This is a genomic window from Pseudonocardia sp. SID8383 (genome assembly GCF_009864975.1).
Lineage (GTDB): Bacteria > Actinomycetota > Actinomycetes > Mycobacteriales > Pseudonocardiaceae > Pseudonocardia > Pseudonocardia alni.
In genome coordinates, this window is record NZ_WWFY01000518.1 from 1 (window position 1) to 20,600 (window position 20,600).

The window sequence follows — 20,600 nt, forward strand, 5'->3', positions numbered from 1 at the left end:
GCCGTCGCCGGTGGTCCCGGGACCACCGGGCCCCGCGGTTCTCCCGACGTCCGGCGTGCCGGGGCCCGATCCGACGAATCCCGATCCGTCGGTCCCCGGCCCGCCGGGAGCACCGACGCCGTCCGGTCCGGGACGTGCCCCGCCGCCCGGCTGATCCGGGGCGCCGGCTCCCGGACCGCTTCCGCCGAGAGGGGCGGCTCCGCCGCCGGCCCCGACACCGGCCGGGCCGGGACCGCCGGCCCCGGCCGGGCCCGGTGCCGGACCTCCCGCACCGGTGGACGTCGAGGCCGACGCCGGGTCGACGGTGCGGAAGCGATCGTCGATCGCGGACGCCGTGTCGAGATGCTCCTGGAGGGCGCGGTCGGCCTCCTCGCTGTGCCGCTGGTCGCGTTCGAGCGAGGTGACGTAGTCGGCGACGGTGGCGCTCAGCCCGGTCAACGGCGTGCTCGCCAGCAGGTGGAGGGTGCGGACGCCGCTGGTGAAGATGCCCGGCGGGGTGGGGTCCAGAGCGGCGATGGCGGCCTGGGTGCGGTCGAACGACTGCCCGTAGGCGTCCAGCTGGGTCGCGCCGTTCGCGGTGACGGGGGCGGTGCACAGCATCGAGGTGGTGATGCCGTCGAGGGACTGCTGAGCGACGGCCGCGGCGGGGCCCTGCCAGGAGATGCCCAGCTCGGCCATGCGCTTCCGGGCCTCGTCCGATGCGGAGCGCAGCTCGGCGTCCGCGGTGCGGAGTGCGGCTGCGGCGTCGGCGACCGCCGTCGAGCCGGGTTTCCCGACCACCCAGGCGTACTTCTCCTGGAGGGACCTGGCAGCGAAGTTGAAGCCCTGTGAGAACGCCATCGTCTGTCCTGGAGTACCGCGGGTCTCAGATCGTGAACGAACGAGCGATGGCGTCCTCGCCGAGCTCGAAGACGACCGCAGTCGCTCGGAGTCGTCGAACCGCTTCCTCCAACTCGGTCTGATGCTGCGCGTGCGTCGCGATCGTCCGCTCGAACCTGTCCTGGAACGCCGGTGTCGCGACTCCCGAGATCGGGTCGTCCCCGCAGGGACCGACCCGTGTCCTCTGCGCGCTGCGGAGAGATTCTCGAATGGCGATGATCTGGGCGGACAGGGCGCGACCTACCTCGAGCACGTTGTCCGGCGAGATCTGGCTCATCAAGGCGTCCGACGAGCCCACGGTCCCTCGCTGGGTCTGTTCCACGGCCGGAACGTAGGTGCGCCAGCTCCCGGAGACAGCGGTTTCCGCAGCGCTCGTCGCGATTGCGAAGTCGCGGAGTCGGATCAGCGATGGATGAGCGAGGGCAGAGCGGCAGCGGCCACGGCGCGGGCCCTCGTGCACAGGTCGCGGTCGGTGGTTCCGGAACGCTGGAGGTTCGACGACGTCGCCATGGCCTGTGCTCGCAACGACGTCGCGTCGTCGATGTCGACACCCACCTCGCACGAGGGGTACGAGCTCGACGGATACACGGTCTCGGCGGCGCGGTATCCCGACACGTCGACCGGTGCCGTTCCCGGAACGGACAGGAGCTGAGACGTCGGAACCGGGATGAACTGCAGGTTGACGTCGACCCCCGCCGGGTCTGTGCCCAGGTATCCGCAGGTCGGGGCAGGACGACCTCCGATCGTCGCGTCGTCGACCTTGCCGGCCCCCAGATCGAGGTCCGAGCGCTGTGCGGTGTCGAGCAGCTCGCACGGATGGCGTCCGCTCACATCGATGGCGGCCGGGCGCGCGGGCACGGTGGGGTCCGCTACGAGACCTGGCGGCTGTGGCATGCAGGAGGTGAGCCCGACGATCACAGCGGCGCCCACGACGCCGAGGGCCGTGCGACGCGCAGCCGGTACGAGCACGGTGATCCTCCGTCGACGATCGAGCGGCCACAGGCTAGCCCGCCCCCACCCCCGTCGACGGCCGTTCGGACCACCCGCGAACGTCGTGGATAGAAGTTGAGTCCCTCGGGAACAAGTCTTCCGGGTCCCTCGTTGACCCCCATGAGAGCAAGTTGAGCAGGACCCACTCAAGGGCGATGCGCGAGGCGCTCCCCGGCCTGGTACAACTTGAGCCGGACGCACTCACACCCCACACATCTCGGAGGCAGTCACCATGGCTCGTACGGTCGGTATCGACCTCGGGACCACCAACTCCGTCGTCGCCGTCCTCGAGGGTGGCGAGCCGACGGTGATCGCGAACTCGGAGGGTGCCCGCACCACTCCGTCGATCGTCGCGTTCGCGCGCAACGGCGAGGTCCTCACCGGTCAGTCGGCGAAGAACCAGGCGGTCACCAACTCCGACCGCACGTTCCGCTCGGTCAAGCGTCACATCGGCACCGACTGGAAGACGTCGGAGATCGACGGCAAGACCTTCGCGGCGCAGGAGATCAGCGCCCGCGTCCTGCAGAAGCTGAAGCGGGACGCCGAGGCCTACCTGGGCGACGAGGTCACCGACGCCGTCATCACGGTGCCCGCGTACTTCGAGGACGCACAGCGCCAGGCGACCAAGGAGGCCGGCCAGATCGCCGGTCTGAACGTGCTCCGGATCGTCAACGAGCCGACCGCGGCCGCGCTGGCCTACGGCCTCGACAAGGGCGACAAGGAGCAGACCATCCTGGTCTTCGACCTGGGTGGCGGCACGTTCGACGTGTCCCTGCTGGAGATCGCCGAGGGCGTCGTCGAGGTCAAGGCCACCAACGGCGACAACCACCTCGGTGGCGACGACTGGGACGAGCGGATCGTCAGCTGGCTCGTCGACAAGTTCAAGTCCTCCCAGGGCATCGACCTGACCAAGGACAAGATGGCGATGCAGCGGCTCCGTGAGGCCGCGGAGAAGGCGAAGATCGAGCTGTCCAGCTCCTCGTCGACCAGCATCAACCTGCCCTACATCACGGTCGACTCGGACAAGAACCCGCTGTTCCTGGACGAGACGCTGTCCCGCGCGGAGTTCCAGCGGATCACCCAGGACCTCCTGGACCGCACCCGCAACCCGTTCAACCAGGTCATCAAGGACGCCGGCATCTCGGTGAACCAGATCGACCACGTCGTGCTCGTCGGTGGCTCCACCCGGATGCCCGCCGTCACCGAGCTCGTCAAGGAGCTGACCGGCGGCAAGGAGCCGAACAAGGGCGTCAACCCGGACGAGGTCGTTGCTGCCGGTGCCGCGCTGCAGGCCGGTGTGCTCCGCGGTGAGGTCAAGGACGTCCTGCTGCTCGACGTCACCCCGCTGTCCCTGGGCATCGAGACCAAGGGCGGCGTCATGACCAAGCTGATCGAGAAGAACACCACGATCCCGACCAAGCGCTCGGAGATCTTCTCCACCGCGGACGACAACCAGCCGTCGGTGCAGATCCAGGTCTTCCAGGGCGAGCGCGAGATCGCCGCGTACAACAAGAAGCTCGGCATGTTCGAGCTGACCGGCATCGCGCCGGCGCCGCGCGGTGTCCCGCAGATCGAGGTCTCCTTCGACATCGACGCCAACGGCATCGTCAACGTGTCCGCCAAGGACATGGGCACCGGCAAGAGCCAGGAGATGACGATCACCGGCGGTTCGGCGCTGTCCAAGGACGACATCGACCGCATGGTCAAGGAGGCCGAGGCGCACGCCGAGGAGGACGCCAAGCGTCGCGAGGAGGCGGAGACCCGCAACCAGGCGGAGACCCTCGTCTACCAGACGGAGAAGTTCGTCAAGGAGAACGACGAGAAGCTCCCCTCCGACGTCAAGGACGCGGTGAACGCCGCCCTGGGTGAGACCCAGGAGGCGCTGAAGGGCACCGACCACGAGGCGATCAAGTCCTCGATGGAGAAGCTCGCCACCGAGTCCCAGAAGATGGGGTCCGCCCTGTACTCCCAGCCCGGTGCCGAGGGCGCCGCGGGGGCCGCCGGTGGTGCTGCGGACGGTGCCGCGTCCGACGCGCAGGACGACGTCGTCGACGCCGAGATCGTGGACGACGACAAGGACGCCAAGGGCGACAAGTGACGGCCGGCGGCCATCCACGGGACGACAGGACGGTCGACATGGCAGACGAGCAGAAGCAGGAGGAGCCGGTGACCTTCCGGGACCGCCGCAAGGTGGACCCGGAGACCGGCGAGGCCCGTCCGGCGACGGACGGTGCGGACACGACCGGGGCCGCCGACACGGCGGCCCCGGCCGGGGACGGCGAGCAGGTCGCGGGCCCGGCCGACGGGGAGGACCCGGAGGTCGAGAAGCTGCGGGCCGAGGTCGCCGAGCGCACCGCGGACCTGCAGCGGGTCAGCGCCGAGTACGCCAACTACCGGCGCCGGGCCGACCGTGACCGCGAGCAGACCCGGGTCGACGCCAAGGTCTCCGTGGCGAGCGACCTGCTGGTCGTGCTCGACGACTTCGAGCGCGCCGAGCAGCACGGCGACCTCACCGGGCCGTTCAAGTCGGCGGCCGACAAGGTCACCGGGGTGCTCTCCAAGCTCGGCCTCGAGCCCTTCGGGGCCGAGGGCGAGGCGTTCGACCCGTCGCTGCACGAGGCCGTGCAGCACGAGCCGGCCGAGGGCTCCGGCCCCACGGTCACCGTGCTGTCCACGGTCCTGCGCCGCGGCTACCGGATCGCCGACCGGGTGCTCCGCCCCGCGATGGTGACCGTGCAGGACCGCCCGGAGGCCGAGGTCTCCGAGCAGGCCCGGGCCGATGCCGCCGACGGCGGCGCGGACGCCGGCGACGGCGAGCCGCAGAACCCCGCCTGACCAGGGCGGACAGGGACGTGACCGCTCGGTGCGGCGGGAGGCGACGAGCCTCCCGCCGCACCGCGGGTCTGATCGGGAAGGAGGCGGAGTGACCCAGCGCGACTGGATCGAGAAGGACTTCTACCGCGAGCTGGGCGTCTCCTCGACGGCGTCCCAGGACGAGATCAAGAAGGCGTACCGCAAGCTCGCCCGCGAGCTGCACCCGGACGCGAACCCCGGTGACGAGAAGGCCGAGGCCCGATTCAAGTCGGTCTCCGAGGCCTACGGCGTGCTGGGCGACGAGTCCAAGCGCAAGGAGTACGACGAGACCCGCGCGATGTTCGCGGGCGGCGGTGGCTTCGGCGGGTTCGGCACCGGCGGTGGCTTCCCCGGTGGTGCGCGTCCCGGTGGCGCCGGCCAGGGCGGCTTCGACATCAACGACCTGTTCGGCCAGGCCGGCCGTTCCGGCGGTGCCGGGGCCGGCGACTTCAGCGACATCCTCGGCGACATCTTCGGCCGCACTGCGCGGAACAACGCCGGCGGTGCGGGCGGGTACGGCACGGCCGGTGCCCGCCGCGGTCAGGACGTCGAGAGCAGCCTGACCATCTCCTTCGACGACGCGGTGCGCGGCGCGACGGTGCCGATCAAGCTGTCCTCGCCGGGGCGCTGCGAGCGCTGCGGCGGCACCGGGTCCCGGCCCGGCAGCACCCCGCGCACCTGCCCGACCTGCTCCGGTCAGGGTCTGGTGAACCGCAGCCAGGGCGCGTTCTCGTTCTCCGAGCCGTGCCGCGACTGCCGCGGGACCGGCCGCATCATCGACGACCCGTGCCCCGAGTGCCACGGCGACGGCGTGTCCACCCGGACCCGGTCGCTGACGGTGCGGGTCCCCGCCGGCGTCGACGACGGGCAGAAGGTCCGGCTCGCGGGCCAGGGCGAGCCCGGTCGCGGCGGCGCACCCGCCGGTGACCTCTACGTCACGGTCTCGGTCACCCCGCACCGGATCTTCGGGCGGTCGTCGAAGAACTCCGACGACCTGACCCTCACCGTGCCGGTGACCTTCCCCGAGCTGGCTCTGGGTGCGACCCTGACGGTGCCGACGCTCGACAGCACCGTCTCGCTGCGGATCCCGCCGGGGACCGCCAGCGGCCGGACGTTCCGGGTGTCGGGGCGTGGGGTCGAGCGCAGGAACGGGAAGAAGGGCAATCTGCTGGTCACCGTCGAGGTGGCGGTGCCGCAGAAGCTGGACGAGGCGGCCACCAGTGCGCTGGAGGCCTATGCCGAGGCGACGTCGTCGTTCGACCCGCGGGCCGATCTGCTCGGTAGCACCAGGAGGTGATGGCGGTGGCCGGACGACGCACCCCCCGGGACGGGGAGGAAGCGCTGACCGTCGACGTCGCACACGACAGCCCGGTGTTCGTCATCTCGGTCGCCGCGCAGCTGTCCGGCCTGCACGCCCAGACCCTGCGCAGCTACGACCGGATCGGCCTGGTCAGCCCGGGCCGGTCCGCGGGCGGCGGGCGTCGCTACTCCCAGCGCGACATCGCGCTGCTGCGCGAGGTGCAGCGGCTCTCCCAGGAGGAGGGCGTGAACCTCGCGGGCGTCAAGCGGATCATCGAGCTGGAACAGATGGTCGACGAGCTCTCGGCACGGCTCGAGGAGGCCACCGCCGAGCTCGACGCGGTCCGTGCCGCCGCCGCGCAGGCCACGGCGGCGGTGCACCGCTCCTACCGGCGCGACCTCGTGCCGGTGGACCGGCGCCAGGCCGTCGTGCGCTGGCGCCCCGCAGACGACGGCTGAGTCCCCCGGGCGGTGCGGGCCCGGACCGCTCAGGCCGCCGTCAGGACCCCGCGGCGGGCCAGCAGCCCGAGCACCACGGCGCCCAGTAGCGGGACCGCGGCCAGCACCGCGAACGGCAGCGCCGGCGGGAACGAGGGGTCCAGCAGCGCGCCGACGCCCGTCGAGCCGACGAGCACCATCAGCCCGCCGAACGAGGCCAGCACCCCGAAGTGGGCGCCCAGCCTGCGCTCCCCGGCCAGCCGGGGCACCAGGTCCTGCGCGACCGGCACGGCGAACATCTCGCCGAAGGTCAGCAGCAGCACCATCAGCACCGCGGGTGCGAGCGCCCACCACCCCGGCAGGCCCGGCAGCAGCCGTGCCACCGCGACGACGGTGAACGACGCGGCCATCAGGCAGAACCCGAGCACCACCGAGCGGCCGGCCCCGATCCGGTGGCCCCACGTCGTCACCCGCATCTGCAGGCAGATGACCAGCACCGACATCAGCACGAACAGGAAGCCCAGTGCCGCGGTGCGGCCGACGCGCTCCAGCTCGTCGGGCAGCGCCAGGTACAGCTGGTTGTAGGACAGCAGCCAGCCCGAGTAGCCGGCCGCGAACAGCATGAAGCGACGGTTGCCCAGCACCTCGCCCCAGCCCGCGAGCATCGGCCGTCCGGCCTGCTCGGCCTCCCGCCACGGCAGCCACCGCCAGTGCGCCAGCCCCACCACCACGAAGCCGACGGCGGCGACCAGGCAGGCCAGCTGGAAGTCGACCAGCATGAGCGCGGTGCCGACCAGCGGCCCGGTGACCGTCCCGACCTGACCGGCGACGGCGAACATCGCGAACACCTCGGTCCGTGGCGGGCCCTCCCCGGCGCGTTCCCGCTCCCCGGCCTCCCGCGCCAGCGACGACTCGACGGCCGGCGAGAACAGGGCCGCCGCGAACCCGGTCAGCAGCGCCCCGCCGATGACCGCGGGCAGCGTGCCGGCGGCCCCGAGGAGGATGAATCCGGTCACGCGCAGCGCACACCCGGCGAGCACGACCGGCTTCGCACCGAACCGATCGGTCAGGGTCCCGCCGATCACGAACAGCCCCTGCTGGCTGAACGTCCGCAGCCCCAGCACCAGCCCGACGGCCGCCGCGGCGAGCCCGAGGTCCTCGGCCAGGTGCGTGGCCAGGTAGGGCAGCACCATGTAGAAGCCCACGTTGAAGGCCAGCTGGGTGCTGATCAGCAGTTTCATGACCGGCGGGAGCCCGCTGAAGTGCGCCCATCGACCGACGCGGAGCGGAGCCGCGGGACGCGGGTCCGACTCGGGATCGGCGGGGCGGCGGAGCAGACTGCGGAGCACCACGAAGTGGTACCAGGTCGCCCTCTGCAGTCGCGACTCGATGGCAGTAACGACATATGCGCATGCATGAAGATACTTGACCGTGTGTACAGGCTTACCGAAGATCTTCCGGGCGCCGGGTGACACACGGTCGAGGGGCGCCGGAGAGGACAGGTCGCCATGCCCGCCGCGTGCGCCGTCGTAGCACCCCGTCGTTCCCGGTTGCGGGTCGCCGTCGCCGTGGCGGTGAGCGCCGCGGTCCTCACCGCGTGCGGTGGCAGCGGCGGCGGGAGCGGCCGGGTCGTCCCGGACGGGCAGGCCACGATCGCGATGGCCTTCGGCCCGTCGGCCGGTTACGGGGTGGACACCGACGACGCGTTCGTCGTCTCCCAGCTGGGTGTGACCGAGTCCCTGGTGGCGTCCGGGCCGGACGGCCGGCCGCGACCCGCATTGGCGACGGCGTGGGCCCAGCAGTCCGACCCGCGGACCTGGCGGTTCGAGCTGCGCCCCGGGGTGACCTTCCAGAACGGCGAGCCGCTCACCGGGCAGGCCGCCGCGACCGCCCTGAACTGGGTGGCCGGCGTCGCCGCGCCGCCGCGCGCGGTGCGCGGGATCGGCCTGCAGGCCGCCGCGGACGGCGCGGACGCCGTGCGCGTCACGACGACGAAGCCCGACCCGATCCTGCCGCTGCGGCTGTCCAGCGCGAACACCGCGATCCTGGCGCCGTCGGCGTACCGGGCCATCCCGCCGTCGGTCCAGCAGACCGGGACCGGCCCGATGACGATCACCCAGGCGAACGGCGCCCAGTCGGTGACCCTCGTCCGCAACGACCGCTACTGGGGCGAGCGCCCGCAGCTGGCCGGGGTCACCGCGAGCTTCGTGCCCGACCCGGCCGCCCGCGCCCTGGCGCTGCGGGCCGGCGACGCCGACATCGCCCAGGAGCTCCCCGAGGCCAGCGCCCTGGAGTTCACCGGCGACGAGTACGTGAACCAGACCGTCGCCGCGCCCCGGACGGCGTCGCTGATCCTCAACCAGTCCCGCAAGCCCTTCGCCGACATCCGGGTGCGTCAGGCCGTCGCGGCCGCGGTGGACCGCACCGCGCTCGGTGAGCAGGCCCTCGCCGGGTCGGCGATCCCGGCCTCGGAGCTGTTCGGCCCGGCGGTGGCGTGGGGCTCGCAGGACGCCCCGCCGCCCGCCGACCCCGCGCGCGCCCGGCAGCTGCTGACCGAGGCCGGCTACGGCCCGGACAACCCGCTGCGGATCGAGCTGGGTGCCTACGGCGCCCGCCCCGAGCTCCCGACGCTGGTCACCGCCGTCCAGGAGATGCTCCGCGGGGCCGGCATCGAGGCCACCGTCCGCATCGGCGACTACGACGCCCGCGAGCCGCAGCTGCTCGCCGGTGACTTCGACATGTACCTGCTCTCGCGCAGCTACCTGCTCGACGTGCCGGACGCCGGCGCCACGCTGGCCACCGACTACACCTGCCAGGGCTCCTACAACCTCAACCACTACTGCTCGCCGGAGTTCGACGCCCTGCTCGCCCCGCTGGCCACCGAGACCGACCCGGCCGCACGTCAGAAGGTCTTCACCGAGGCCGCGGCGAAGCTGACCGCCGACGTCGTCGGGGTCCCGCTGGTGCACACCAACGCGAACGGTGTCGGGCACCGGGTCACCGGCTACACCGTCGACCCGCTGGCCAAGTCGCTCGTCGTCCCCGGGCTGGCGACGACGGAGTGACCGCACTCGTCGCGCGCAGGCTGCTGGCGCTACCGCTGGTCGCCGTGGCCGCGGCGGTGCTGGTGTTCCTGCTCCCGCGGTTCTCCGGCCAGGACACCGCGCTCGCGATCCTGCGCAGCCGGACCGGGGAGTCCGACCCGGACCCGGCGGTGCTGGCCGCGCTGCGGGAGGAGTACGGCCTCGACGGCTCCTGGTGGGACCAGTTCACCGGCTGGGCCGGCGCGCTGCTGCGCGGCGACCTCGGGATCTCCTGGACCAGCCGTACTCCCGTCTCGGGCCTGCTCTGGCCCGCTCTCGGGGTCTCGCTGACCCTCGCCGTCGCCGCGCTGATGCTCGCGGCCCTGGTGGGCATCCCTCTCGGGGTGCGCGCCGCGCGCCGTCCCGGCGGCCGGCTCGACCGGGTCCTGACCACCGGCTCGGTGCTGGGCGTCGCGATCCCCGAGTTCGTGCTCGGGACGGCGCTGGTGCTCGCCTTCGCCGTCACCGTGCCGGTGCTGCCCGCGACCGGCTGGGGCGGGGTCGACCAGGCCGTGCTGCCGGTGGTCACGCTCGCCGCGTTCCCCGCCGCGCTCGCCGCCCAGCTCGTGCGCGCCGAGACCCTCGACGCGCTGGCCCGCCCGCACGTCGCCGTCGCGCGGTCCAAGGGCATCAGCGACGGACGGGTGCTGTGGCGCCACGGCGGCCGCCTGGCCCTGACCTCGGTGACCTCGCTGTCCGGGCTGTTCCTCGGCGGGTTGCTCGGCGGCTCGGTCGTGGTCGAGGTGCTGTTCGCGATCCCCGGCCTGGGTCGCCTGCTCTACGACGCCGTGCTGGGCCAGGACCTGCCGGTCGTGCAGGCCGGGCTGCTCGCGATCGTGCTGGTCGCCGCCGTCGCCGGGATCCTCGCCGAGCTGCTCGCGCTCGCGCTGGACCCGGTCGCCCGGGGCGCCGTCCGGTGACCGCGTCGGCACTGGCCCGCCCGGCGGGCGCACGCGCGCGCGTCGCCCGGCGCTCGACGTGGTGGCAGGCGGGGGCGCTGGTCCTGCTCGGGGTGCTCGTCGTGGTCGCCCTGCTGCCGCTCGACCCGGTCGCCAACGACCTGTCCCACCGCTTCGCCGGGCCGTCGGCCGCGCACCCGCTCGGCACCGACCAGCTCGGCCGCGACGTGCTCGCCCGGCTCGCCGTCGGCGCCCGGCTCTCGGTCGGGTTCACCCTGGTCGCACTCGCACTGTGCGCGGGGATCGGGACGGTGCTGGGCGTGCTCGCCGCCTGGTGCGGACGGGCGGTCGGGCAGCTGTTCCAGCGCACCATCGATGTGCTCGTCGCGATCCCGGCGGTGCTGATCGGGCTCGTGGTGGTCGCCGCGTCCGGCGGGGCGCCGGGCGTGTGGTCGCTGCTGGTGGCGATCGTCGTCGCCGGGTGGACGCCGTTCGCCCGGCTCACCTACCAGCTCGTGGTCCGCGAACGCGCCCGCGAGTACGTCGAGGGCGCCGTCGCCGTCGGCGCCGGGCCGCTGCGGATCGCGTTCCGGCACGTCCTGCCGAACCTCGCCCGGCCGCTGCTGTCGCACCTGTGCCTGCGGTTCGCGAACGTCCTGCTGACCGTGGCCGGGCTGTCGTTCCTCGGGCTCGGTCCGCAGCCGCCCACCCCGGAGTGGGGGGCGATGCTCGCCGACGGGCGGCAGTTCCTGTTCAACGCCCCGCAGCTCGTCCTGCTGCCCGCGCTGGCCGTCGTCGGTACGGCGCTGCTCGTCACCTCGCTGGGCCGCGGGCTGGAACGCCGGTGGACGACCGGTCCGACCGGACAGTTCTGACATCGCCTCGTTCCTGCCAGACTGCTGCGAGTACGGATGAACGGCAGGAGGTACGTCGTGGCGATGACCGGAACCGACGGACGGCGCAGGGGCGAGGCGCGACCGGAGCTCAAGAGCCTGGTGGACGAGACCGGGGTCGTGCCCCGCGCGGCGGCGCTCGGCGAGGCCCGGGAGGTGCTGGCCCGCGACGGCGTCGTCCGGATCCCCGGTGCCGGCCCGGACCCGGAGGCGATGGTCGTCGCCGCGGCCACCCTGCTCGGCGGGCGGCTGCGCGAGCTGTTCGGCATCCGGCCGCAGGGCGGGACCGACTCGCCGGTCCTCGGCCTGCACAACGACGGCGCGTTCCTCGAGGCCGACGTGCACGGCCGCACCGTGCGGCTGCGCGACCCCGACGAGGACTTCCTGTTCATGCACTGCACCTCCCCGGCGCCGTCCGGGGGCGACTCGGTGCTGGTCGACGGCTATGCGCTCGCCGAGCGGATCGCCGCGGAGCACCCGTCGCTGCACGGGTTCCTGACCGGTTGCGACGTGGACTTCTTCGGCAGCCGGACGAACCCGCCGCGTGGTGTGCCGCCGACCCCGCTGCTGCGCCGGATGATCGAGCACACCCGTGGTGGCCGGCGTGCCGTCCGAGCGAGCGACTACGCGCTGCCGGTGCCGCGCGAGCCGTACTGGGACACCCACCTCGCGCTCATCGAGTCCTACGCCGACGTGCTCGCCACCGCGTTCGAGGCCGCACCGCGGTTCCGGCTGGAGAGCGGGGACCTGCTGGTCCTCGACAACTACCGCTTCCTGCACGGGCGCGACGCGTTCACCGGCAGCCGGGAGCTGCACGTGCTGTCGGTGCGCACCACCGAGGCCTTCTGACCGGCCCTCGCGACGACGACGGCCGCCCTCCCGGTGCGGGAGGGCGGCCGTCGTGGCGTACGGGCCTGCTCAGTCCATCGTGAACGGGTCGTAGGTGATGCGGTCGAGCGGCGTGCCCGCGACCAGCATCCGCGACACCGTGGAGCGGATCATCGACGGCGACCCGCAGACCAGGACGTCGTGGTCGCTCCAGGCGCCGAACCGGGTCACGACGTCGGCCAGGGTGCCGGTCTCGGCCCCGGACGGCTCGTCCTCGTACTCGACGACCGGGATGACGTCGAGCCACGGGTAGTTGTAGGACAGCTTGCGCAGCGAGGTGAAGTCGTACAGGTCGTCCCACGTGCGGCCGCCGACGAACACCTGGGTGCGCGGCGGCTGGGGGCGCCGGCCGACCTCGTCGAGCAGCGCCTTCATCGGGGCGACGCCGGTGCCGCCGGCCACCATCAGCAGCTCGCGACGGGTGTTCTGCGGGACGGCCATCCGGCCCATCGGCGGGCCGATCCGCCAGGTCTCGCCGACCCGGCTGTGCGCGACGATCGCGCGGCTGACCCAGCCGCCCTCGACCGCGCGGACGTGGAACTGGATCGTCCCGTCGCGACGCGGCGCGTTGGCCGGGGACAGGTAGCGCCACAGCCGCGGTCGGTGCGGTGTCTCCACCGAGACGTACTGGCCGGCCTGGTAGGGCACCGGCTGGTCGGTCGCGACGGTGACCACGGCCAGGTCCCAGCCGATCCGGCGGTGCTCGACGACCCGGCCCAGCCACGACGCGGGCCCGCGCTCGGCCGCGGCGGCCTGCTGCATCGCGTCCGCGACGATCCCGTACGCGCCGGTCCAGGCCTTCTCGATCTCCGGGGTCCAGTTCTCGCCCGCGAACGTGGCGATCGCCGAGAGCAGCGCCACGCCGACCGCGTCGTAGTGCTGGGACAGCACGCCGAACTTGCGGTGGTCGCGGCCGAGCTGCTGCAGGAACGGGACGAGGTCGTCGGGCTGGTCGACCATCTGCACCACGTGCACGAGGGCGCGCAGCAGCCGGCTGCGCTGCACCTCCATGTTCACGGGGAACAGGTCACGCGTCTCGGGCGCCTGACTGAACAGCGTGGCGTAGAAGTGCTTGCCGATGTCCTCGGCCTGCGACTCGACGAGGGCGAAGCTGGTCCGGATGAGCTCGACGGTGCGGTCCGCCTCCGAGGCGGGGCGTCGCGGCGGGGCGACGTCGCCGGCGATCAGCTGGTCAGCAGTCATGCCTGGCGGACACTCTCCTCGGTCGTGCTCCGTGCCGCGGTGACACCGGGCGTCGCCGCCCGCGTTCCGCCGGTTAGGGTACGCGAGAGACTCCATCCGCCGGAACGGCGTACGCCGACCGACTCACCAGTGTGTGGTGAGCGGGTACGCATTGTCACTCATCATCCGTTCGGGGACGGCGGTCACTCGTCATGGCGTGGGTGGCGCCGTGGTCAGGATAGCGCCCATCGCGCGGAATGCCGACGTGGCGGTGTCTCGGGCCGGTCGGAGCCGTGATCGTTTGGTCCTGGCCGCGCCGGATGGCACGGTTGTCCTGTGCCGTTGCGAATCCCCGCCGTCGTCCTGCCCGGACGGGACCGTCCGGCCACGCCGCCGGTGGTCGTCCCCGCGCCCCCGGAGCGCGGCGTGTCCGACGCCCCGCAGGTCCCGGACGGGCCGCACCGGCCCGGCTCCGCGGGTGAGCACACGTTGCAGGCCGAGGTGGGCAGCTCCGCCCGTGCCGGCCGGTTCTACGACGACCAGCTCCGCGACCGGCTGCTGCCGCGGATGATCGAGTTCGTCGGACGGATGGAGATGGCCTTCGTCGCGACGTCCGACGCGCACGGCGAGTGCGACAGCTCGCTGCGGGCCGGCCCGCCCGGTTTCCTGCACGTGCTGGACCCGTACACGCTGGCCTACCCCGAGTACCGGGGCAACGGCGTGTACGCCAGCCTCGGCAACCTGGTGGAGAACCCGCACGTCGGGATGCTGATGGTCGACTTCACCGAGTCGCTGATCGGGCTGCACGTCAACGGCCGGGCCCGGATCATGGACGACGACGCCTTCCGCACCACCTACCCCGGGCACGCGCGCGACCACGCCGCCGGCCGCCGCGCCGAGCGCTGGGTGGTGGTGGACGTGGAGGAGGCCTACATCCACTGCCGCAAGCACATCCCGCGGATGGAGCGGGTGACGCAGCGGCGCGCCTGGGGGACCGACGACCCGGCCCGCAAGGGCGGCGACTTCTTCGGCGCCAAGGGGACCGAGCCGCGGGTGCCGCGGCCCTCCCGGCGCCGGTTCCCGAGCACGACGCACCTCGGCGCGGGGGCCTCGCGGACGCTCCGGCGCCGCCCGCACGGCCGCTGACCTGGGCGACGGTTGCGCACCAGCTCGGCCGACGCCCTGGCGCAGGCGCCGATCGCCGGCTCGAACATCGACCAGGCCGGCGACTGCAGTGACTTCCTGAACGACAACGTCCGGGACAACCTGAACGGCGACGTCAGCGACAACGACAACCGCATCACGGTGATCGACGACAGCGAGCGCTGATCGTCGCACCCGATCCACCCGCGGCTCGTCCGGATCACTCCGGGCGGGCCGCTGTCGTTCCCGGCAACTTTCCGGTCTTGAGTGGAATGGACTCAACTTTTCTGCGGTTGACCCTGTCGAGAGGCGCACCGGCCGGGCAGACTGTGGAGCAGCGGCCCGGGGTGCCGCTCCCCATCCACAGACCATCGACCTCAGAAGGACCGGGAGGAACGCGGAGCATGGACTCCTTCAACCCCACCACCCGTACCCAGCAGGCCATCTCCGCCGCCGTCCAGGCCGCGACGCTGGCCGGGAACCCCGACGTCGGGCCCACCCACCTGCTGGGTGCCCTGCTGGCCCAGGGCGACGGCATCGCCGCGCCGCTGCTGGCCGCCGTCGGGGCGGACGCGGCCGCCGTCCGATCCGAGCTGACCGCGCTGGGCGACCGGCTGCCGTCGGCGTCGGGGTCGTCGGTGAGCGCACCGCAGCTGTCCCGGGACGCACTGGCCGCGATCACCGCGGCGCAGCAGCTCGCCACCGAGATGGGCGACGAGTACGTCTCCACCGAGCACCTGCTCGTCGGGCTCGCGCGGTCCGGGGGCCCGGTCGCCCAGCTGCTGCAGCGCCACGGCGCCACGCCGGACGCGCTGCGCGAGGCGTTCGGCAAGGTCCGCGGCTCGGCCAGGGTGACCAGCCCGGACCCCGAGGGCAGCTACCAGGCCCTGGAGAAGTACGGCCAGGACCTGACCGCCCGGGCGCGCGAGGGTGAGCTCGACCCGGTCATCGGCCGGGACACCGAGATCCGCCGCGTCGTCCAGGTGCTGTCGCGGCGCACCAAGAACAACCCGGTGCTGATCGGGGAGCCGGGCGTCGGCAAGACCGCGATCGTCGAGGGCCTGGCCCAGCGCATCGTGGCCGGTGACGTCCCCGAGTCGCTGCGCGGCAAGCGCGTCGTCTCCCTCGACCTGGGGTCGATGGTGGCCGGTGCGAAGTACCGCGGCGAGTTCGAGGAGCGTCTCAAGGCCGTCCTGAAGGAGATCACCGACTCCGCGGGCGAGGTCGTCACCTTCATCGACGAGCTGCACACGATCGTCGGTGCGGGCGCGTCCGGCGAGGGCGCGATGGACGCCGGCAACATGATCAAGCCGATGCTCGCCCGCGGTGAGCTGCGGATGGTCGGCGCGACCACGCTCGACGAGTACCGCCAGCACATCGAGAAGGACCCGGCGCTGGAGCGCCGCTTCCAGCAGGTGCTGGTCGGCGAGCCGTCCGTCGAGGACACCGTCGGCATCCTGCGCGGGCTCAAGGAGCGCTACGAGGTGCACCACGGCGTCCGCATCACCGACGCCGCCCTGGTCGCCGCGGCCGCCCTGTCGGACCGCTACATCACCGCCCGGTTCCTCCCGGACAAGGCCATCGACCTCGTCGACGAGGCCGCCTCCCGGCTCCGGATGGAGATCGACTCGCGCCCGGTGGAGATCGACACCGTGGAGCGGGCCGTCCGCCGCCTGGAGATCGAGGAGATGGCGCTCGACAAGGAGGTCGACGCGGCGTCGAAGGACCGACTGGTGGCCCTGCGCGCCGAGCTGGCCGAGAAGCGCGAGGAGCTGGCCGCGCTGACCGCGCGCTGGCAGAACGAGAAGAGCGCCATCGACGTCACCCGCGAGCTCAAGGAGCAGCTGGAGCAGCTGCGCGGCGAGTCCGAGCGGGCCGAGCGCGACGGCGACCTGGGCCGGGCCGCGGAGCTGCGCTACGGGCGCATCCCGCAGCTGGAGAAGGAGCTCGCCGCCGCCACCGAGACGGTCGAGCGGGCCGAGGACGTGATGCTGAAGGAGGAGGTCGGTCCGGACGACGTCGCCGACGTCGTCAGCTCCTGGACCGGCGTGCCGGCCGGCCGGATGCTGGAGGGTGAGACCGCCAAGCTCCTGCGCATGGAGGACGAGCTCGGCCACCGGGTCGTCGGCCAGGCCGAGGCCGTGCGCGTGGTGTCCGACGCGGTGCGCCGGGCGCGTGCCGGCGTCGCGGACGAGAACCGGCCGACCGGCTCGTTCCTGTTCCTCGGGCCCACCGGCGTCGGCAAGACCGAGCTGGCCAAGGCGCTCGCGGAGTTCCTGTTCGACGACGAGCGGGCGATGATCCGCATCGACATGAGCGAGTACTCCGAGAAGCACTCGGTGGCCCGCCTCGTCGGTGCCCCTCCCGGCTACGTCGGCTACGACCAGGGCGGTCAGCTCACCGAGGCGGTGCGGCGGCGGCCCTACAGCGTCGTGCTGCTCGACGAGGTCGAGAAGGCCCACCCGGACGTCTTCGACACGCTCCTGCAGGTGCTCGACGACGGCCGTCTCACCGACGGCCAGGGCCGCACGGTGGACTTCCGCAGCACGATCCTGGTGCTGACGTCCAACCTGGGCAGCCAGGCCATCGCCGACCCGTCCCTGGACGAGAAGGGACGCACGGACGCCGTCATGGCGGTCGTCCGGTCGCACTTCAAGCCGGAGTTCCTCAACCGGCTCGACGACGTCGTGGTCTTCCACGCGCTGTCGACCGAGGAGCTGACCCACATCGTCGACATCCAGGTCGGGGTGCTGGGGCGCCGGCTGGCCAAGCGGCGGCTGTCGCTGGAGGTCTCCGACGCGGCCCGCGAGTGGCTCGCCATGAACGGGTTCGACCCCGTCTACGGCGCGCGCCCGCTGCGCAGGCTGGTGCAGTCCGCGATCGGCGACCAGCTCGCCCGCGAGCTGCTGTCCGGCGGCGTCCGCGAGGGCGACACGGTCCGGGTCGACCTGGACCCGTCGGCCGACGGCGGGACCGGCGGCCTGGTCGTGGGCAAGGCGGTCGGGGCGGCCGACCCGGCGGTCACGATCGCGAACTGATCCACCGGTTCGCCCGTGGGCCCCGGCGGTGCACGTCATCGTCGGGGCCCATGGAGCACTTCACCGCCGAGCAGCCGAACGCCGGGCGGACCTGGCTGGACGAGTACCGCACCCGTATCGAGTCGATCCGGGTCCGGGCCGAGCAGGCCCGGGACCGGGTCGCGACGGTGACCGCGACCGCACGCACCCGCGACGGTGCGGTCGTGGTCACCGTCGACGCGTCCGGGATGCTGACCGACCTGCGGCTCGGGGTGCGGGCCGAGGAGCTGCCGCGGGCCCGGCTCGCCGAGACGGTGCTGCGGCTGAGCCGGGAGGCCGCGCTGGACTCGGCCGCGCAGGTGGAGCGGATCATGGCGCCGCTCACGGCGGAGGGCGGGCAGTGACCTCCCCGGGCTTCCGCGTCGTCCCCGACAGGGTCTCGGCCCGTGCCGACGTCCTCGACGGTGCGGGCTCCGCCGTCGCCGGGATGCGGCCCTCCCGGGCCGAGCTCGACACCGGCGCCTACGGCGTCATCGGGGAGTTCTTCTCGGCCGACGCCACCGCGGCCATGCGGGCCGGGGTCGAGGCGCTGGATGTCCTCTCCGCGAGCCTGCACGACCTGGCGGCCTCCGCCCGGAAGGCCGTCGCGGCCTACCTCGACACCGAGCTCCGGACGGCCGCCACGTTCCTCGACGTCGACCCCGCTCCCGCCCCGGCCCCGGTCGACGGGGACCGGTGACGGCCCCGGTGGACGTCGAGGGGCCGGGTCCCCTCGACGGGGCGGGCGTGTTCTCCTCGATCGAGGACGTCGGGAAGGCGGCCGGGGCACAGGACGGCGCCGGCGTCGCTGTCGCCGCCACCGTGGCCGGGCTCGACGCGCTCGGCATGGTCACCGACCCGTTGCAGGAGCTCGGGACGGCCGGGGTCGGATGGGCGATCGAGCACTTCGCCTTCCTGAGCGAGCCCCTCGACCGGCTCTGCGGGGACCCCCGGCAGATCGAGGCCCGGGCGCAGGACTGGCACCAGATCTCCCGCGAGCTGGCCACCCTCCTGCCGGAGATCGAGACCGTCCTGGCGGCCCCGGACGCCTGGACCGGGACCGCGGGGGACGCGTTCCACGGGGCCGCCGTGACCCGGGGCGAGGCCGTGCGACGACTCTCCGAGACCGCCCACGGCGTCGCCGACGTCGTGCTGACCTCGGCGTCCGTCGTCGGCACCGAGCGGGCGATCGTGCGCGACCTGATCGCCGAGTTCGTCGTGTGGCTGGTCCCGAAGCTGCTCGCGTGGACTGCGGGCGCGGCCGTCACCGCGGGGGTCGCCGCCCCGGTCGGCATCGCCGTCCTCGTCCTCGACGCCGTCGACCTCTCCCACACGGTCGTCCGCCGGGTCGAGGAGGTCGTCGGCCTGCTGGAGAAGGCGAGCGCGGTCGCACACAGGCTGGAGGACACCATGCGGACCGGTCTGCTGCCCGGGATCGCGACGTCGCCGGCGCGGGAGGCCGTCGAGCAGACGGTGACCCGGGGGCAGGACGCCGTGCTGGAGTACGGCAAGAACGACGCCGCCCGCCGGGCGACGGCAGCGGAGTGGGACGAGCCGGCCGCCGGCTGAGTCTCCGTGCACGACGAACGTGCACGTCCGGAGCCGTGGCGTTACCACTCCACGGGGCCCGTCGGGACTACGCTGCCCGGCATGTCGGTCTGGTTCGTCATCGCCCTCGTCGCGATCGTCGTCGGTGTCGGTCTGCTGCTGTTCGACCGGTTCCGCGGGGGCGCGACGCGGGACCGCCGTCGCTGGGCGTCCATGCGGGAGTGGGAGTACCTCGAGTCCGATCCCGTCCTGCCCAGCCGCTGGCGCTACGGGACGATCCACCAGGGCGGCCCCGGTGTGGCCCGCAACCTGGTCTCGGGCGACGTCCCCACCCCGGACGGCCCGCGCAAGGCCTACGCGTTCGACCACGAGCAGGCCGGCCGCATCAGCTCGGTGCTCTGCGCGGTGCAGGTGCACGAGTCGCTGCCCGCCGCCGTCGAGCTGCGGCTGCCCTCGGCCCCGCTGCCCGACGACGCCGGTCTCGACCTGCTCGAGCCGGTCGGTGAGCGCTACGCCTTCGTCAGCGACGCCGACGCCGTCCGCCCGCTGCTGACCCCGCGCGTCGCCGACGCCAGCGACGCGGTCGGCGAGGACGTCGAGCTCCTCTGGGCCGAGGACGCCTGGGTGCTGGCCGCCGCGCCCGTCGGCATCTCCGCCGATCGGATGCAGGACCTGCTCGCCGATCTGGCGGAGGTGGCCACCGCTCTGGAGGAGGGGCTGCACGCCCGTCGTCCCGCGATCGAGTCCTGATCTGAGGGTATCTACGCAGCGTTGATCCACCGCAACGCGATGTGACCACCCGAACGCGTTAAGCCGAACGGGTACCGCTAGCCTGATCGTGTGGCTATGGCTCTCATCACCGGCGGCGGTACGGGTCTCGGCGCGGCTCTGGCCGACCGACTGGCCGCGCGCGGACTCGACCTCCTGCTCGTCACCCGCGACCCCGAGCGGGTCGCCCCCACCGCCCGGGAGCTCGCCGTCCGGTACGGGATCCGCGCCGACGTCCTCCTCGCGGACCTCGGCACCCGGCACGGCCTGTTCCGGCTCGAGGCCTTCCTCGCCGGTCCGGAGGCCCCGGCCGTCGACGTGCTGGTGCACGACGCGCTCGCCGACGCGGCCGTCGCCGCACCGGACGCCGGGCGGGCGAGCGTCGACCTCGGCATGACGGCGACGATGCGCCTCACCCACGCCGCGCTGCCCGGCATGCTGCGTCGCGGCACCGGCGGGATCGTCGCGATCGGCGGGAACGAGCGGTCGGCCACGTGGGCGGTCTCGTTCGTCACCTCGCTCGCCCCGACCCTGACCGGCGACGTGCACGTCGTCGCCGTTCGCGGCGACGACCGGCCGGAGTGGACCGCCGACGCCGCCGACGCGGTGCTCGACGACCTCGACGCCGGCCTCGTCGTGAGCGCCCCGCAGAGCGGCCCGGCCCGTCCGGGCCCGGCCCGG

The 20,600-nt window shown here is 73.2% G+C and carries 20 protein-coding genes and 1 pseudogene; 16 read left to right on the forward strand and 5 right to left on the reverse strand.

What is annotated here, in order from left to right; genetic code table 11:
• The 3 genes and pseudogenes from GTW08_RS12565 to GTW08_RS12575 all read right to left on the reverse strand — a co-directional run.
• A pseudogene (locus tag GTW08_RS12565) lies at nt 1-840 on the reverse strand (hypothetical protein); the annotation flags it as partial.
• A gap of 25 nt (nt 841-865) precedes the next feature.
• On the reverse strand, nt 866-1,201 hold the full coding sequence (locus tag GTW08_RS12570) for a PE domain-containing protein (RefSeq protein ID WP_073576058.1): 336 nt from the start codon (nt 1,199-1,201) through the stop codon (nt 866-868).
• Nucleotides 1,202-1,281: 80 nt separating this feature from the next.
• On the reverse strand, nt 1,282-1,737 hold the full coding sequence (locus GTW08_RS12575; protein ID WP_161151953.1) for a DUF3558 family protein: 456 nt from the start codon (nt 1,735-1,737) through the stop codon (nt 1,282-1,284).
• Between the two features lie 364 nt (nt 1,738-2,101).
• Here GTW08_RS12575 and dnaK point away from each other — a divergent pair, with 364 nt between their 5' ends.
• From dnaK to GTW08_RS12595, 4 genes are all read left to right on the forward strand, one after another.
• Nucleotides 2,102-3,967, forward strand: coding sequence for a molecular chaperone DnaK (gene dnaK, locus GTW08_RS12580; protein ID WP_073576056.1), 1,866 nt, complete (start codon nt 2,102-2,104; stop codon nt 3,965-3,967).
• A 38-nt stretch (nt 3,968-4,005) separates the two neighbouring features.
• Nucleotides 4,006-4,704: a nucleotide exchange factor GrpE gene (grpE, locus tag GTW08_RS12585; RefSeq protein WP_073576148.1), complete on the forward strand. Its 699-nt coding sequence runs from the start codon at nt 4,006-4,008 to the stop codon at nt 4,702-4,704.
• Nucleotides 4,705-4,792: 88 nt separating this feature from the next.
• Complete coding sequence (gene dnaJ, locus GTW08_RS12590) at nt 4,793-6,019, forward strand: molecular chaperone DnaJ (RefSeq protein ID WP_073576055.1); 1,227 nt, start codon at nt 4,793-4,795, stop codon at nt 6,017-6,019.
• A gap of 5 nt (nt 6,020-6,024) precedes the next feature.
• Nucleotides 6,025-6,480 (forward strand): heat shock protein transcriptional repressor HspR, encoded by a 456-nt coding sequence (locus GTW08_RS12595; protein ID WP_304580136.1) that lies wholly within the window; start codon nt 6,025-6,027, stop codon nt 6,478-6,480.
• 29 nt (nt 6,481-6,509) lie between these two features.
• On the opposite strand, the gene GTW08_RS12600 is transcribed toward GTW08_RS12595, so the two are convergent.
• Nucleotides 6,510-7,700 (reverse strand): MFS transporter, encoded by a 1,191-nt coding sequence (locus GTW08_RS12600; RefSeq protein ID WP_237453792.1) that lies wholly within the window; start codon nt 7,698-7,700, stop codon nt 6,510-6,512.
• A gap of 267 nt (nt 7,701-7,967) precedes the next feature.
• Here GTW08_RS12600 and GTW08_RS12605 point away from each other — a divergent pair, with 267 nt between their 5' ends.
• From GTW08_RS12605 to GTW08_RS12620, 4 genes are all read left to right on the forward strand, one after another.
• Nucleotides 7,968-9,524: an ABC transporter substrate-binding protein gene (locus GTW08_RS12605; RefSeq protein WP_073576053.1), complete on the forward strand. Its 1,557-nt coding sequence runs from the start codon at nt 7,968-7,970 to the stop codon at nt 9,522-9,524.
• Nucleotides 9,521-10,462 carry an ABC transporter permease gene (locus tag GTW08_RS12610; protein ID WP_073576052.1) on the forward strand — a complete coding sequence of 314 codons (942 nt, stop codon included), beginning with the start codon at nt 9,521-9,523 and terminating at the stop codon, nt 10,460-10,462. Before GTW08_RS12605 ends, GTW08_RS12610 begins: the two co-directional genes overlap by 4 nt.
• Complete coding sequence (locus GTW08_RS31820; RefSeq protein WP_073576051.1) at nt 10,459-11,316, forward strand: ABC transporter permease; 858 nt, start codon at nt 10,459-10,461, stop codon at nt 11,314-11,316. The genes GTW08_RS12610 and GTW08_RS31820 overlap by 4 nt, the downstream gene beginning before the upstream one ends.
• A gap of 63 nt (nt 11,317-11,379) precedes the next feature.
• On the forward strand, nt 11,380-12,183 hold the full coding sequence (locus GTW08_RS12620) for a TauD/TfdA family dioxygenase (protein ID WP_073576146.1): 804 nt from the start codon (nt 11,380-11,382) through the stop codon (nt 12,181-12,183).
• A gap of 69 nt (nt 12,184-12,252) precedes the next feature.
• Here the strand turns inward: GTW08_RS12620 and GTW08_RS12625 are convergent, their stop codons facing one another.
• The gene (locus GTW08_RS12625; protein WP_174565877.1) at nt 12,253-13,425 is read right to left on the reverse strand and encodes a globin domain-containing protein; all 1,173 of its coding nucleotides are present in this window, start codon (nt 13,423-13,425) and stop codon (nt 12,253-12,255) included.
• Nucleotides 13,426-13,740: 315 nt separating this feature from the next.
• Here GTW08_RS12625 and GTW08_RS12630 point away from each other — a divergent pair, with 315 nt between their 5' ends.
• The 8 genes from GTW08_RS12630 to GTW08_RS12665 all read left to right on the forward strand — a co-directional run.
• Nucleotides 13,741-14,550 (forward strand): pyridoxamine 5'-phosphate oxidase family protein, encoded by an 810-nt coding sequence (locus tag GTW08_RS12630; protein WP_073576050.1) that lies wholly within the window; start codon nt 13,741-13,743, stop codon nt 14,548-14,550.
• A gap of 12 nt (nt 14,551-14,562) precedes the next feature.
• The gene (locus GTW08_RS12635) at nt 14,563-14,733 is read left to right on the forward strand and encodes a hypothetical protein (protein WP_161151954.1); all 171 of its coding nucleotides are present in this window, start codon (nt 14,563-14,565) and stop codon (nt 14,731-14,733) included.
• 218 nt (nt 14,734-14,951) lie between these two features.
• Nucleotides 14,952-17,585: an ATP-dependent chaperone ClpB gene (gene clpB / locus GTW08_RS12640; RefSeq protein ID WP_073576049.1), complete on the forward strand. Its 2,634-nt coding sequence runs from the start codon at nt 14,952-14,954 to the stop codon at nt 17,583-17,585.
• 50 nt (nt 17,586-17,635) lie between these two features.
• A complete protein-coding gene (locus tag GTW08_RS12645; RefSeq protein ID WP_073576048.1) occupies nt 17,636-17,968 on the forward strand; it encodes a YbaB/EbfC family nucleoid-associated protein in 333 nt (110 codons plus the stop codon).
• Nucleotides 17,965-18,303 (forward strand): type VII secretion target, encoded by a 339-nt coding sequence (locus GTW08_RS12650; RefSeq protein WP_073576047.1) that lies wholly within the window; start codon nt 17,965-17,967, stop codon nt 18,301-18,303. The genes GTW08_RS12645 and GTW08_RS12650 overlap by 4 nt, the downstream gene beginning before the upstream one ends.
• Nucleotides 18,300-19,172: a WXG100 family type VII secretion target gene (locus GTW08_RS12655; protein WP_073576046.1), complete on the forward strand. Its 873-nt coding sequence runs from the start codon at nt 18,300-18,302 to the stop codon at nt 19,170-19,172. Before GTW08_RS12650 ends, GTW08_RS12655 begins: the two co-directional genes overlap by 4 nt.
• An 81-nt stretch (nt 19,173-19,253) precedes the next feature.
• On the forward strand, nt 19,254-19,901 hold the full coding sequence (locus GTW08_RS12660) for a hypothetical protein (RefSeq protein ID WP_062403935.1): 648 nt from the start codon (nt 19,254-19,256) through the stop codon (nt 19,899-19,901).
• A 96-nt stretch (nt 19,902-19,997) separates the two neighbouring features.
• On the forward strand, nt 19,998-20,600 hold a 603-nt coding region (locus GTW08_RS12665), incomplete at its 3' end, for an SDR family NAD(P)-dependent oxidoreductase (protein WP_161151955.1).

Bases quoted from the DNA above. Each gene is read 5' to 3' on its own strand.
- GTW08_RS12605 (WP_073576053.1), top strand. From the start codon at position 7,968: ATGCCCGCCGCGTGCGCCGTCGTAGCACCCCGTCGTTCCCGGTTGCGG.
- GTW08_RS12600 (WP_237453792.1), bottom strand. From the start codon at position 7,700: ATGAAACTGCTGATCAGCACCCAGCTGGCCTTCAACGTGGGCTTCTAC.
- GTW08_RS12645 (WP_073576048.1), top strand. From the start codon at position 17,636: ATGGAGCACTTCACCGCCGAGCAGCCGAACGCCGGGCGGACCTGGCTG.
- clpB (WP_073576049.1), top strand. From the start codon at position 14,952: ATGGACTCCTTCAACCCCACCACCCGTACCCAGCAGGCCATCTCCGCC.
- GTW08_RS12620 (WP_073576146.1), top strand. From the start codon at position 11,380: ATGACCGGAACCGACGGACGGCGCAGGGGCGAGGCGCGACCGGAGCTC.
- dnaK (WP_073576056.1), top strand. From the start codon at position 2,102: ATGGCTCGTACGGTCGGTATCGACCTCGGGACCACCAACTCCGTCGTC.
- grpE (WP_073576148.1), top strand. From the start codon at position 4,006: ATGGCAGACGAGCAGAAGCAGGAGGAGCCGGTGACCTTCCGGGACCGC.
- GTW08_RS12625 (WP_174565877.1), bottom strand. From the start codon at position 13,425: ATGACTGCTGACCAGCTGATCGCCGGCGACGTCGCCCCGCCGCGACGC.
- GTW08_RS12660 (WP_062403935.1), top strand. From the start codon at position 19,254: ATGTCGGTCTGGTTCGTCATCGCCCTCGTCGCGATCGTCGTCGGTGTC.